Below are 14336 nucleotides of genomic sequence, written 5' to 3'. Positions count from 1 at the left end.
GCGTTCCCTCCTAGCGCATTAAATCAAGCGTTGCTCGGCCTGCTATCACGACAAGAATCGCGACATGGCGTGTCGCCTAATAGTAGTTGGGCCCATATGAAAGCTTACACATATTTCATCATTGAAAATGAAGAAAACAAAAGTCATCGAATAAAAATAGGGTTCAGCAATAACCCCAGCAAGAGGATTAAAACCCTTCAAACCGGAAACTCAAGAAAGCTTGCTCTTATGGGCTGGATTGAATGCGCTGACAAATCTCTAGAAAAGCATCTTCAAAGTAAATACAAGGGAAACAATCTAAATGGAGAGTGGTTTTCTATCGAGCCATGCGATGTTCTTGAAGAGCTAAAATCTCAAAGCACATCATCATTCATTTGCGTTCAATCTAACGTAGGAAAATTTCTTGGCTGCGATAAGGATGCGACTCCAGAGTACTTGGGGCCGTGGGAGTGGTTAGACACAGAAATTGAAGAGTTTTGCCCCCGATGCGGTTGGGGTGGCGGAGTTCATTACAATGACGCACTCGGGGCAGAAAACTGCTTAAGGTGCGGCTATCCACAATTCTGAGCGAAGCGCTAACAGCGCGCTCAACTGTCACTCACTTCGCTCCATGCCCCTTTTCAACGTGTTACACGGCTTAAGTTATACTCATTTATGTACCTACTTTGATTGTGCTCGCAATAGTCGACAATATCCAGCTTAAACTGGTGAGAGTGGATGAAGGCCTCCCTAACTCGAATGCCAAGAGCACGACATTTCTCGTTCACTTCTTTTTTCTGCTCGACTGGCATTTGGCATCCAAGAATCACCGACTTGATCATATTTGGTTCAAGGGCATAAAAGAGCAGGACTTTACCTTTTACTATCTGACTCTGAGCGTGATCGATAGGAAGGAGTAACCTCAACTCTTTCTCGTAACTCCATTCAGGCGACTTAACGAACCAAGATTCTGTATTATATTCAAGCTCTCGTGGATCCAGGTATGTTGGCCGTTCAATCTTGTACTCAACGGGCCTTAGCACACCTATATTTTCGTAGCAGTCTTTTGAAGGCTTTCCTTTCGAAAAAGGCGATGGAGCATCCTTGTACTTTCCATTGAATAGGTCTGCATTTCTATCCAGCTCAATGCAGATCCCTTCATGGTTGTTAGCATAATGGGCCCACATCAACAAATTATCTTCTTTTGACGCGAAGCATAAGACACCCACACTGGCTCTTACACCACATTGAGCATCCCCCGCAGCATCGATATATGAGGCACAGTCAGATAACACGCATGATGACTGCATGATTTCATCATGCTCTTCTTGAGAGATGGAATATAAATAATTCCCCATGACCATCTCAAAAGGGTCGTTAAAATCCCCAAACCTCGATAATTTGAGAAAGAAATTATCGAAAAATTCCGACCTATACTGCGTATATTTATATATAGATGCCACGATTTCCCCCGAACGCATTCCACAGAAGGGCTAACTATAAGTAAGCGCCATACGGTGCGTCCATGTGGTGCATAACACGACGCGTTGAAGCTAGTGGAGGGCAGTGGTGAAACAGTAGATTACCCCACTGATGACACGCGGTGGATCACGCAGGGGCAAGGGAACACTCCGTCCCCTGAGGTGCGCCCAGGACACCTGATTGGAGCATGCGGCGCGAGTGGATGAGTCAGAGCTCTACGACGTGGCCATCTGCGGACTGAAACGTGCGGGGGCGGCGAGAGATATGGCTACAGTCTTCCTTAAGCCGACTCGGGTTGAGGTTACCGAACCGGCGTGCGAACGTGGCTGAGCAATGCCTGTATCGGATGAGCGATAAGTAAACCCTCATGGCGCTTCACTTGGCTGCGGCACGAATAGCCATCCGCGACCAATCGCCCTTCTGCGGCATGCGCCTCTACCAGCGGATTCCACGACTGCCTGTAGATGGTTTCGGAGGTTTTCGCATTTTTGGTTTCGTGGCCATAAGTGCCGGACATCCCGCAGCACCCGCTCGGCAGCACCTGGAGCTTCAATCCCATCTGCTCGAACACTTTCTGCCAGAGGCCAATGCTGCCTGGTTCGTTGGTCTTTTCAGTGCAATGGGGAAGAAATTTATAGGTTTCGGCAGGCGGCATATGGGGCAGCGGTTGAAGGGAGGTGGCCAGCCACTCCTGCGGCAACAACACGTTCGGTGCCAACTGGTCGCCCAGGGTCTTCCGGTACTCCTGCCGATAGACGAGGGTCATCGCAGGATCCAGGCCTACGAGGGGTACTCCGTAGTCCTGCAACTGACGCAGCGACTTCGCATTGAACTGAGCCGCTTTCTCGAACGCCCGTAAGAAACCTTGGACTTGGAGAGGCTTTCCATTTGGAGAAAATGGAGCCAGGTAAACGCGGAAGCCGAGTCGGGCAATCAGCTCGATCCAGTCTGCGGCCAGTTGGGTTTCGAAGTAGCGCGTGAAGGCATCCTGGACAAGCACAACGCTGTGCTTGCGCTGGTCGGCGGTCAGTGCTGCGAGTTTTTCTGGTGTGGCGATCTCAACGCCCCAACGTTCACATGCCGACTGGAAGTCGAATCGGCTTAGCAGAGGACTGTCCACCATCCCGGCGAGCTTCTCGAGAAGGAAGCGCACTGGACGGGCTCCCATCAAGGCGTTGTAGACGCGCGGGACTCTGGCGAAATAGGGAATGCTGAACTCAAGCGAGCCAATCAGGTAGTCCTTGAGCGGACGCAGGTACCGGCTGTGATAGATCTCAAGAAAGCGAGACCGAAACTCCGGAACGTTCACCTTCACCGGGCATTGTCCCGCGCACGACTTACAGGCCAGACACCCAGCCATCGCGTCGTAAACCTCGTGCGAGAAGTCCTCACGACCAGCCAGGCGAGCTATTGAATTAGCGGTGCGACGTACGACGCTGGCAATCCCAATCGATGAGCGCACCTGTCGACTGACCGCGAGTACGTCGACGCCATTCTTGCCCTGAAGACGCAACCATTCCCGAATCAACGAGGCTCGCCCTTTGGGTGAGTGAATCCTGTCGCGGGTGGCCTTCCAGGACGGGCACATCGCATCATCGAAGTCGTAGTTGTAGCAGGCACCGTTACCGTTGCAGTGAACGGCCGATTCGTAGCTTGCCCACACGCGCTCGTCGATAGTGCGGTCTAGCTCTCCCCGCAACTGGACAGCATCCACAAGGGTCAACTGCGCCGCAGGTGTTGTCTTTGGCGTGGCGATTTTCCCGGGGTTGAGCTGGTTAAATGGATCGAACGAGGCTTTGAGCTCCTGGAGGGCGGGGTACAGTTCGCCGAAGTAGGCGGGGACATATTGGGAGCGAAGTCCCTTGCCGTGTTCCCCCCAGAGCAGACCACCGTACTTGTGCGTGAGGGCGGCCACCGCATCGGAAATTGGGCGAACCAGCGCCGCTTGAGCGGGATCTTTCATATCCAGTATCGGCCGTACGTGCAGCACACCCGCGTCGACATGACCGAACATACCGTACTGGAGCTCGTACCCATCCAGCAGTGCGCGGAACTCCTGGATGAAGTCGGCGAGGTTCTCCGGGGGCACTGCCGTGTCCTCAACGAACGGCTGCGGACGTGCTTCCCCTGGCACATTTCCAAGCAACCCGACTGCCCGCTTGCGCATGGCATAGACCCGCTTAACGGCACCTTCGCCGATTGCCAAGGTGTGGCCCAGGCGGATGACGGATTGGTCGGAGTTCAGGTGCTCAATGAATTCATGGACACGCTGCTCGAGGGCCGCGAGATCATCGCCACAGAACTCGATGAGATTGATGCCAAGGGTTGGGGTGTCTGAACTCTCTGGAAAGTACTCGGCGACGCCATGCCAGACGATGTCCTTCATGGCCAGCAGCAACACCTTCGAGTCTACCGTCTCAATGGACAGCGGCTTCAGCTCCATCAGGGCCTTGGCGTCCCGAAGTGCGTCCATGAAGCTGGCGTAGCGAACGTTCACCAGGATGGTGTGCCGAGGAATCGGCAGCACGTTGAGTTTGGCCTCGACAATGAAACCGAGCGACCCCTCAGAACCACACAGCACACTGTTGAGATTGAAGCGTCCGTCTGCTTCGCGCAGATGAGCCAAGTCATACCCGGTCAGGCAACGATTCAACTTTGGGAACGTGGCCGCAATCAGGTCGGCTTGATGGTCGGCAATGCCGGTGGCGCATCGGTAGATCTCTCCGATCCGATCAGCACGCCCCTTCGCAAGTTGCAGGTCGCGTTCGTTCAGCGCCTTGCTGCTAAGGAAGTCGCCGCCCAGTAGAACAGTGGAGAGTTCGAGTACGTGATCGCGTGTCTTACCGTATGTGCAGCTGCCCTGACCGCTCGCATCGGTATTGATCATGCCCCCAACCGTCGCGCGATTGGAGGTCGACAGCTCTGGTGCGAAGAACAGTCCGTGCGGTTTCAAAGCCGCGTTGAGCTGATCCTTCACTACGCCGCCTTGTACGCGAACCCAGCGCCCCTGAACGTTGATTTCCAGAATGCGATTCAGGTGACGAGACAGATCCACAACCACCCCGTCGGTAAGCGACTGGCCGTTAGTGCCTGTACCACCGCCGCGAGGCGTGAGCACAACATCTCGGTGAGCCGGCTGCGCGACGAGTCTCGCGAGGATCTCAACATCAGCCTGGTCGAGCGGGAAAACTGCCGCCTGAGGCAATCGCTGATAGATCGAGTTATCAGTGGCCAACACCGTACGAGCACCGTAGTCCCGAGCGATCTCACCTCGAAATCCTTTGATCTCAAGTGCACGCAGAAACTCATCGTACTGCGCATGCTGTTCACGATTGGGGGGCAAGACTGCAATCATGGAGAGTCAACCTGAGTAGGAAAGGAATGAGGAGTCGACAACCCGGGCAGACGCCTCAGGAGGGACGTTGGTGATGGAGGAGAGGGAGGACGACGAAGTCGTCCTCCGCATGGGGTCAGGAGTGGTTAGCTCCCGCCAGGATCAGGTCAGCCGCGCGCTCCGCAACCGCCATCACTGCTCCCTGAATGTTCCCCGAGACCATGGAGGGTATTACCGAAGCATCCACGACACGGAGACCTTTCAAGCCACGCACGCGAAGCGACGAGTCCACCACGGCATCAGCGTCCTCGCCCATCCGGCAGGTACCTAGCGGGTGATAGATGGTCTGGCCATTCTCGCGGGCGAAGTCCAACCATTGGCTATCGTTGCGCGTTCCGTTACCCGGGCTCACTTCTGACTGAACGAGATCACGAATGGCAGGCTGCTCCATGATCTGGCGAGCGGTTTTCATCCCATTGATCAGGCTCACCCGATCCTCTTCCTCGGCCAGGAAGTTGGGGCGGATTGCTGGCATCTGATTCGGGTCGGCAGACTGAATGTGAATGCTGCCTTTCGATTTCGGGCGCAGTTGGCTGACGCCGATGGTCAGGCCCGGATGCTTGTCCAGAATGCGCTCCGCCGCGTTGGCGTAACTCGCATGCACGACGAAGTACTGCACATCAGGAGTCGGCATGGAGGCTTCGGTTTTCACAAAGCCGTGTACCAAACCGGTGCCCAGCGTCAGGATGCCTGTACGCTTGGTGAAGTACTCTGCAACAGCCAGTCCCAACCTCCAGCCTTGAGCCATCTCGTTGAGGGTGACTAAGCCGTCCTTGAGGCGCCAGTTCATGCGCGTCGCGAAGTGGTCGATGTAGTTTTCGCCGACACCGCTCAACTCGTGGCGAACCTTGATGCCGGCCTTCGAGAGAACGTCTCTCCGACCGATGCCCGACAGTTCGAGGAGCTGTGGCGACTGGATGGCACCCGCGCAGAGGATTACGTCGCGGGCTGCTTTGACCGTAATCTCCTTGCCGTTCTTCCGATAGGTGATGCCACTGCATTGCTGGCCCTCGAGCTCAATCCGCAGCACATGTGCGTTGGTCTCGATCTTCAGGTTGCCGCGCTTACGAGCTTGCTTCAGGTAGCCATCCACAACGCTCCAGCGACGCCCTTGGTGCTGGATGACCTGGTAGTAACCAAAGCCGGTCTGGTCTTCACCGTTGTAGTCTTCGTTGAACCGGTGACCAGCTTCATGTGCTGCTTGCATGAACGCATCGGACACAGGGAAGCGCTCGCTGACCTGATGAATATGCATCGGGCCCTCATGACCACGATTGCCGTCGCCGCGAGCGTAGTTCTCGAACTTCTTGAAGTAGGGCTTCAGGGTGTCGAAGTTCCAGCCTTTAGCACCAAGGGCTTCCCACTGGTCGTAGTCACCTTTCTGGCCGCGCACATAGATGCCGCCATTGATCAGCGTCGAGCCGCCCAGCCCCTTTCCTCGCGGCACCGAGATCTCACGGCCCAAGGTGGCTTCTTCCGCCTGGGTCTTGAAACGCCAGTTGTATTCCTTGTTGGTCAGCAGCTTGCTAAAGCCCGCCGGAATGGGGATCCAGAAGCCATTGGGTTCTCCCCCAGCTTCCAAAACCAGTACACGGAAACGCCCAGAGGCAGTGAGACGATCCGCAAGAATGCAGCCGGCGGTGCCGCCACCAACGATGATGTAGTCGAATGTGCTCATGGTTACGCTCGTTCTTATTTGGACGCCATCGCCGCTGCCATCAGCTCGATCTGGCAAAGCAGCATCGGAAGACCTTCATGCACTCGGCAGCCAACCTCCTTGGCGGCTGCCAGCAGCGGCGTAATGGCCGGCTGCATGATGATTTCGGCCACGATCTGGTTCGGGGTCAGCTTGCTTGCCTCGCAGGGCAAGGCGTCACCGGGTCGTAGACCCAGCGAGGTACCGTTGACGACCAGGTCGTGGCCTGACGGGTCAGCGGTGCCGACAGCGAGTTCGACGGAGGAGAAGGAGCCGGCGATGCGTTCGACGAGGTCTTGCGCTTTTTCGGCTGTCCGGTTGGCGATGGTCAGGCGCTTCACACCGGCCTCTGCCAAGGCGAAGGCGATTGCGTTGGCAGCGCCGCCGGCACCGGCGAGGTAGACAGAGAGGCCTTTCGGCTCGATGCCCGCTTGCCGCAGACCGGCAACGAAGCCCGCCCCATCCAGGATATCGCCGTGCAGCTTGCCTTCCTTGGTTCTGGTTACGACGTTCACCGCGCCGACGATTCTTGCTGCCTCGGTTACCGAGTCGCAGAGATCGACAATGGTGGTCTTGTGCGGGACGGTAACGATAAAGCCCTCTAGGCTACGGATTCCCCGCAGGCCGGCGACAACGGTCGCCAGATCTTCCGGAGCCACGTGGAAAGGAACCAGCACGCTGTCATCTCCACGTTCAGCGAAGAGGCTGTTCATGGCCCCAGGCGTTTTCACATGGTGAATGGGGTCAGCGAGGATGGCGAATACCTTGGTGTTGCCACTGATCTTGTTGATATTGGTCATGGCGTCACGCGAGGGTGTAGGCAGTTTTGACGGAGGTGTAGAACTCGCGAGCGTAGCTACCTTGTTCGCGGGAGCCGTAGCTCGAGTCCTTTCGCCCACCGAAGGGCGCGTGATAATCCACACCGGCAGTGGGAACGTTCACCATCACCATTCCGGCGGTGGAGCGCTCTTTGAAGTCCGTAGCGTGCTTCAGCGAGGTTGTACAGATGCCGGAAGACAGGCCGAACGGGGTGTCGTTGGCAACAGCGACAGCCTCGTCGTAGTCGTTCACGCGAATGACACTCGCCACTGGCCCGAACACCTCTTCGCGGTTGATCCGCATCTGATTGTCGGTATCGACGATCAGCGCCGGAGAGAGGTAGTAGCCAGGAGTGGCACGCTGGAGAAGCTCTCCGCCGAACACAACTCGGCCACCCTCATCGCGAGCGATCTGGATGTAGTCGCAGTCCTGCTTGAGTTGCGCCTGCGAAACGACCGGGCCGATGTCGCAGCCTGCCGCCAGTGCGTTATCGACCTTGAGACCAGCCAGTCGCTGAGCAACCGCCGCGACGAATTTGTCATGGATGCCGTCTTCAACGATCAGTCGGCTGGATGCGGTACAGCGCTGTCCTGTCGAGAAGTAGGAGCCCGATACCGCCACTTCGACCGCCTGCTCGAGGTTGGCGTCATTCAGAATGATCAGCGGGTTCTTGCCGCCCATTTCAAGTTGGACTTTGGCCCCGCGCTCGACGCAGGCCATGCCGATTCGCCGCCCCGTATCGGTCGAGCCAGTGAAGGTGATGGCTTTGACCTTTTTCGATTTGGCGAAGACGTCACCGACCTTCGATCCCGGCCCCATCACCAGGTTGAATACGCCGGGCGGAAGCTGGCCGGCTCGGACAATGATCTCGGACAGGGCCCAGGCACTACCGGGAACCAGGTCGGCAGGCTTGAATACGACGGAGTTACCGAAGGCCAGTGCGGGGGCAATCTTCCATGCAGGAATCGCAATGGGGAAGTTCCAAGGGGTGATGATCCCCACCACGCCTTCCGGCTCGCGGCGAACATCCGCCTCAACCCCGGGGCGAATCGAGACCAGGCGCTCACCCGAAAGCCTCAGCGCTTCACCAGCAAAAAACTTGAAGACGCGCCCGGCTCTCACCGCTTCGCCGATGCCTTCGGCGAGGGTCTTGCCCTCTTCGCGTGCGAGCAGAGTGCCGAGCTCCTCGCGGCGACTCAGCACCTCGCTGCCAATTCGATCCAACGCATCGCTGCGTTGCTCGGCGGTCAACTTTCGCCATCCTTGGGCAGCATCGTATGCCGCATCAACTGCAAGCTCAGCCTGGGCGGCATCCGCCCGCGCATACTCGCCGACGATGTCGTTGGTATCGGAAGGGTTGATATTCAGATTGATGTCAGCACCTGAAACCCATTCCCCGGCTATGTAGTTCTTATGCATACGTGCTCCTGTGGATGGCAGCGGTGAAGCTGGGTGAAAACACTTTCCTCAGGACGAAGAAAGGCGCGAAAACAAGTTCCGTGAAAAAGTGATATTCAAAACCCAGAAAGTTATGTGGCGAGCTCCTGATTCGCTCAGGCGCTATCAGCAGGCGTCAGGCGAATTGGGGCTCGTGGCCCGAACAGTATTTCAGGCTATTTACCAAGTCTAGGCATTCAGCTGTGACGGGGCGTCATAGCGGATATGACGAAAATCACCTAATGGCCAACTCATTCATCTGCTTGGAAATTTAGATGCGCACCGGCAGAAGCCAAAGAGCATCGCGCCTCCTTTCAGGGCCTGTATCAGCTCCCTGATGGGGATCACGGGAGAGCTGTAGGCCTGATGTGGCGCGGCCTTGCGCATACACGTGTCGTAGCCATCGCCTCCCTACTGACCGCTGCTGTGAATTCTCGTCATACCCGCTATGCGTTTGGCTGGGGTTATCGACTTTTCGTTCATCTGTAGCATTTGCCGACCACGCCGCCAGGCGATGGAACAAATACAAAAACAGTCCTTCGTGCCGAGGTATAGCCGATGAACGAGAGAAACTGCGCTGGCCAAAAGAGCGGTCAGTTGGGCCATGGACTAAAAGGCCGACAAGTCACCATGATCTCGATTGGTGGCGTCATTGGAGCCGGCTTGTTCGTGGGCTCGTCCAACGCAATTGCCGCCGCAGGGCCGGCAGTCATCATCTCCTACCTTGTTGCTGCGGCGATTGTCGTGCTGGTCATGCAGATGCTGGGCGAGATGGCCACTGCCCGACCGGACACCGGTTCCTTCTCCTCCTATGCGGATCAGGCAATGGGCCGCTGGGCGGGCTTCTCCATTGGCTGGCTCTACTGGTGGTTCTATGTCCTGGTGATCGCGATTGAGGCCATCGTTGCCGGGAACATTCTTGGCGCCTGGTTGGGGATCCCACACTGGGTTGCAGCACTGGGCATCACATTGGTGCTGGTGGGCACCAACTGCCTGAGCGTGGGGAACTACGGGGAGCTCGAGTACTGGCTCTCGTTCTTCAAGGTTGCGTCCATTGTCACCTTCATCATCCTCGGGGTGCTGGCCATCTTCGGCATGCTGCCGGGCTCTTCTACCAGTGGCATTCAAAACCTCTATTCCAATGGCGGGTTTGCTCCGCAAGGCAACGTGGCGATAGTTGCTGCGGTGCTTACGGCGATGTTCAGCTTCCAGGGCAGCGAGGTGGTCACTATCGCAGCAGCTGAATCCGAGAACCCGAAGGCCAACATCAAGAAGGCAATTCGTGCGGTGGTTTGGCGCCTGGGTCTGTTCTATCTCGGCTCGATGTTTGTGGTCGTGTGTCTGGTGCCGTGGAATGCCCCCGGCCTGTCCCAGGGCTCCTACCAAGCTGTACTCAGCGCTATGAACATCCCCGGCGCGGCCGAGATCATGGGCGTTGTGGTACTGGTCGCCGTCACCAGCTGCCTCAACTCGGCCATCTACACCGCCTCTCGCATGTCGTACTCGCTGTCGATCCGTGGCGACGCTCCCAAGGGCCTCTCCCGCACGTCCAGCAAAGGCGTACCACTCGTTGCCGTTAGTTGCACCACGGCGGCCGCACTGGTGGCCCTTGCAGCCAACTACATCCTGCCCAAAGCGGTGTTTGAATTCCTGCTGGCAACCAGCGGTGCCATCGCTCTGCTCATGTACCTGGTCATCGCCGTAACTCAGCTCTGCATGCGCAAAAAGCTAATCGCTGAGGGTAAAGAGCTTGAGGTCAAGATGTGGATGTTCCCGTACCTCACCATCTTCACCATCGCGTTCATCATGGCCATCTTCGCGATCATGGCCATCTTCCCGGGGCATCGCGTGGAACTGCTGTCGACGTTGGGGTTGGCCAGCGTTCTGGTGATCATTGGCGTCGCTCTGCAACGCCGGCAACCTGAGATTTCGCGCCAACGCGCGCAGGCAGCTTCACGCCCCGCGTTCGCCTGACTCACCACGTTCTGAGTTTTCTTGCTCAACCGCCGCTAGGAGGGCTGGCTCCCCCTGCGGCGGCTTTTTTTGATGCTGTGACTATTGAGTGCCCGAAGGAAACCCTGCTCCTCCTTCGGATGGCACGCTATCGCCCGGACGCGCCCACCATCGCCACACGCGCAGCAGCCAGATTCTTGAGCATACTGCGCAGCGGAGTGCAGTCGGGATACGAGGAGACCAGGATCGAGTGCACTCGATCCACGGCCATCAACTGATCTTCAACCGTCTGGTAGCGCACGGTTTCTTCACCGCCGTAGTAGACATCGTTCTCCGTACTCTCGCGCTCCTCCCAGCGGTCTTCTGCATACATCCAGTCTTCGAGCTCTGACCGAATGGCGCCGAGCTTCCGATGCGCTGCATACGGCGTGGGGGACAAGTACAGGCGCTTGAACTCTTCACCCACCACAACGTGATTGGCCAGACTCATAGGCCGATCAGGGCGCCACAATGAGCGGTGCCCCACACGACGCACGTACTCAACAGCGTTCTTGCTCGTCCCATACGTGGTACCGAGACGCGGCTTGCGTTTAGTGCCAGCGGCTTGCCTTGCGGGACTCACAAATTGAGACCAGTACTCCTGGGTGACCCCTGCCCACTCAACCAAATCTCCCGCTACAACCGATGGCAGGGACTCTACAACCCCTACCACCTGGTCGAGCAGCGCCCGGTCGGCCGCAATCAGATGGGGGATGGCGCGACCAGGGTAATAGAGCCCGTTCCAGGCAGGCCTTGCCCAGTGCAGGTTCTGTTCCGTTACCCAAGCCTCCCGCGCCCCCAAATACGGCTGCTCAAGGACGTGTTCATAAGGCTCATCCAGAACAATCCATTGCCCGGTTTGCGCCACCCAACGAGATTGGTGATCTATACGGGGAAGCGCCTCTGCGCGCTTCATGCTTTTCCGCTGAAGCTTAGTCGTCGCAGGACGAAGCCCGCTTGCTTCAATGAACTGCAAGGTAAGCGCTGCCCGGTAAAGGAGTTTGCGAGCCCGCTCCTGCGAATCCGCATTCGAACGCATTTCGACATGGTCTTCGTACTCGATGTAGAAGCCTTCGAGATTGCGAGCGCTGCTGCATTGATGCTTTAGCAGGAAGGAAAGGAGCGGCCTCGGCAATTCGATTTTGAGCGTTTCAAGACCTGCGTCCACCGGCTTCTTCGACGCATCGCGCCAGTAGGCGGAAAGGAAGATGCTGTGGGAATGCTTGAAGGGGACGAAAGCTTCCGCACGCTCCAGAGTGCGCCGGGCATGATGGAAATTCTCATAGCCGCAGCGTTGAGCAACTACGTCAAGCGCTTGGAAATGTGGGATTTGATCCTGCCGGCTGATGGACTTCGCCAACCGTTTGATGCCGGAAAGGGTGGAAGGAAGTACGGATTGAGGGAGATGGCGCATGTATTCTTCTCCGCCCCTCTTTGCAAACGTCACCCGCCTACGCCGCTACGGGGCCTCGAAAAAATCATGGCCTTGAGCTTGAGATCCTACGGGTAGTGCCGTTTCCAGCTGCCACGGACGGGTGAGTTGCGCCTACCCAGCGCGACCTCAATCTAACAACAGGGCAGTTTCAGAGCAAGAGGCTCCGGCTTTCGCGAAGCCACATGCCCCGGACAGCATCGGCCGGCATCCTGCTGTTTTGCTCCCAGAGCGCTCATGGCTCTGGCTCGCAAGTAGGCCAAGACATCGGTCGGCTCTAGGTCAACCAGGAAACGTCGCATCGTTTCTTAGCACGGCTGGCATCCTCGCGCCGAAGATAGTGTGTCCAAGGCTTACTGGCTTCAGGACGCCCGCCCCATCACTTCCGACAGCTGTGAACCACGATCACACCTAGTGTGACTTTCAAGCAGTTTTTGTGAATGCTTGATTGAAATACGCTGCCTGCAACTGGAGACCCAAGCAGCAGTTTTCGGCTCCGGTGATTAGACTTTTCCTGTTTGAGGAACCTACGATGACCGCCGCGCCGAAGCCCGATGAACTCGCAATCCCCTACCAACTGCCCCAGGTGCCCTTCATGTCGCCCGACATGGTGCATCCGGGAGTCATGACCAAGTGGCTGGAAGACGACAAGCTCTGGGTACCTGTGACCAATAGCGTTTCCTTCAAGCCGCTGCTGCTCAGCGTGAGTGGGGGTTACTACATCAACCTGCTGCGGGTGCGTCAGGCTGGTGTCCTGTCGCGTCATCGCCACACCGGCGCGGTTCACGCCATCGTGTTGAAGGGTCGCTGGTACTACCTGGAACACGACTGGATTGCCGAAGAGGGCTCCTTCGCTTACGAGCCGCCGGGCGAAACCCACACCCTGTTCGTGCCGGAAGATGTGGAAGAGATGATCACTTGGTTCCACGTTCAAGGTGGTTACACCTACGTTGATCCGCAGGGCGTTGCTGTCGGCTACGAGGACGTGTTCACCAAGCTCGAAGCCGCGCGTAAGCACTACAAAGAGATCGGCCTGCCGGACGACTACATCGAGCAGTTCATTCGCTGATCTTGGCTCCCCCCCGAAAAAGCGCGCCTCTGGCGCGTTTTTTCTTTGCGGGCAAGGCGGGATGGGATGGCCTGATATCATCGAAGTAATCATGAGCGCTGGGTGACTTCATGGATAACTACTCGCAGATGCTGGCCTTCATCTGGGCTACCGAACACGGAAACTTTTCAGCGGCAGCCCGAGCTCATGACATGTCTCCGTCTGCGATCAGCAAGCTCATTTCTCGCTTGGAGGATCGGCTTCAAGTGCGGCTGTTCCAGCGCGGAACCCGTAGCCTCACCCTGACCGAAGAAGGCAATGCGTATCTGCGTAGCGCCAGAGCAGTGATGGATGCCATGGCGGAAGCGGACTCCTTGGCAGAAGCGTTGCCGTCGAGGGTGAGTGGCACCTTGCGGCTTCACACCATGACTACGTTCGCCAAGCATCAAATTGTGCCGTGGCTATCGGAGTTCCTGAGTCAGTACCCCGCGCTGTCCGTGGAGATTCAGGTGGGCGCCCAGTACGTCGACCAGTTCGAGCAGGGATTGGATCTGGCAATCCATAGTGGGGTCTTGCCCAGCTCGTCCCGGGTGGCGCGGAAGATTGGTGAAAGCGAATGGGTGACCTGTGCCGCGCCTGCATACTTGGAAGCATACGGAGAGCCTCAGCATCCCAAAGATTTGTTGCAGCACACGTGCTTCAACTTCAGCTTCGACAGCCCCTGGAACAATTGGTCTTTTAACGTAGACGGGCAGCCGGTGACGGTGCCTGTTGCCCCCAAGTCCACCTTTGCCCAGGGTGATCTTCTACGTGACATGGCGTTGTCCGGCGCCGGCATTGTCAGACTGGCTGACTTCCACATCGGCGCCGATATCAAGGCAGGCAGGCTGGTACCGCTGCTGGGTGAGTTCCGACTGGGTATCAAGGAACCGATCTACATGATCTATTCCAACCGGAAGAATCTCAGCCCCAGGATCAAGGTGTTCCGGGATTTCCTGGAGGAGAAATTGGGGTCGCATCCCTGGACGCTCTGAAGCGCCCAAAGGAAGAGGCTAGA

At 57.2% G+C, this 14336-nt stretch carries 10 protein-coding genes; 4 read left to right on the top strand and 6 right to left on the bottom strand.

Going from position 1 to position 14336, the window contains the following annotated elements:
* The first annotated feature begins 96 nt into the window (after window positions 1–96).
* Window positions 97–567, top strand: coding sequence for a GIY-YIG nuclease family protein (locus tag ACFPU0_RS04825; protein ID WP_377691647.1), 471 nt, complete (start codon window positions 97–99; stop codon window positions 565–567).
* A gap of 53 nt (window positions 568–620) precedes the next feature.
* Here ACFPU0_RS04825 and ACFPU0_RS04820 read toward each other — a convergent pair whose 3' ends face one another.
* The 5 genes from ACFPU0_RS04820 to ACFPU0_RS04800 all read right to left on the bottom strand — a co-directional run bounded on the left by ACFPU0_RS04820 (window position 621) and on the right by ACFPU0_RS04800 (window position 8789).
* The gene (locus tag ACFPU0_RS04820; RefSeq protein ID WP_377691646.1) at window positions 621–1442 is read right to left on the bottom strand and encodes a DUF2971 domain-containing protein; all 822 of its coding nucleotides are present in this window, start codon (window positions 1440–1442) and stop codon (window positions 621–623) included.
* 320 nt (window positions 1443–1762) lie between these two features.
* A complete protein-coding gene (locus ACFPU0_RS04815; protein ID WP_377691645.1) occupies window positions 1763–4816 on the bottom strand; it encodes an FAD-binding and (Fe-S)-binding domain-containing protein in 3054 nt (1017 codons plus the stop codon).
* Window positions 4817–4931: 115 nt separating this feature from the next.
* On the bottom strand, window positions 4932–6533 hold the full coding sequence (locus ACFPU0_RS04810; RefSeq protein WP_377691644.1) for a GMC family oxidoreductase: 1602 nt from the start codon (window positions 6531–6533) through the stop codon (window positions 4932–4934).
* A gap of 14 nt (window positions 6534–6547) precedes the next feature.
* Entirely contained in the window at window positions 6548–7351 is an 804-nt protein-coding gene (locus ACFPU0_RS04805) for a shikimate dehydrogenase family protein (protein WP_377691643.1), read from the bottom strand.
* A 4-nt stretch (window positions 7352–7355) separates the two neighbouring features.
* On the bottom strand, window positions 7356–8789 hold the full coding sequence (locus ACFPU0_RS04800) for an aldehyde dehydrogenase family protein (RefSeq protein ID WP_377691642.1): 1434 nt from the start codon (window positions 8787–8789) through the stop codon (window positions 7356–7358).
* Between the two features lie 576 nt (window positions 8790–9365).
* Here ACFPU0_RS04800 and ACFPU0_RS04795 point away from each other — a divergent pair.
* Window positions 9366–10781 (top strand): amino acid permease, encoded by a 1416-nt coding sequence (locus ACFPU0_RS04795; RefSeq protein ID WP_377691641.1) that lies wholly within the window; start codon window positions 9366–9368, stop codon window positions 10779–10781.
* Between the two features lie 127 nt (window positions 10782–10908).
* Here the strand turns inward: ACFPU0_RS04795 and ACFPU0_RS04790 are convergent, their stop codons facing one another.
* Window positions 10909–12213 carry a DUF5623 domain-containing protein gene (locus tag ACFPU0_RS04790; protein ID WP_377691640.1) on the bottom strand — a complete coding sequence of 435 codons (1305 nt, stop codon included), beginning with the start codon at window positions 12211–12213 and terminating at the stop codon, window positions 10909–10911.
* Window positions 12214–12763: 550 nt separating this feature from the next.
* On the opposite strand from ACFPU0_RS04790, the gene ACFPU0_RS04785 reads away from it, so the two are divergent.
* Window positions 12764–13300 carry a 2,4'-dihydroxyacetophenone dioxygenase family protein gene (locus ACFPU0_RS04785; RefSeq protein ID WP_377691639.1) on the top strand — a complete coding sequence of 179 codons (537 nt, stop codon included), beginning with the start codon at window positions 12764–12766 and terminating at the stop codon, window positions 13298–13300.
* A gap of 110 nt (window positions 13301–13410) precedes the next feature.
* On the top strand, window positions 13411–14313 hold the full coding sequence (locus ACFPU0_RS04780) for a LysR family transcriptional regulator (protein WP_377691638.1): 903 nt from the start codon (window positions 13411–13413) through the stop codon (window positions 14311–14313).
* The last annotated feature ends 23 nt before the right edge of the window (window positions 14314–14336 follow it).

Origin of the sequence: Pseudomonas sp. GCM10022186 (assembly GCF_042656385.1) — a bacterium.
GTDB lineage: Bacteria > Pseudomonadota > Gammaproteobacteria > Pseudomonadales > Pseudomonadaceae > Metapseudomonas.
Note: the sequence above shows the minus strand (reverse complement) of the source record. Positions and strands in the feature narration are given on the sequence as shown.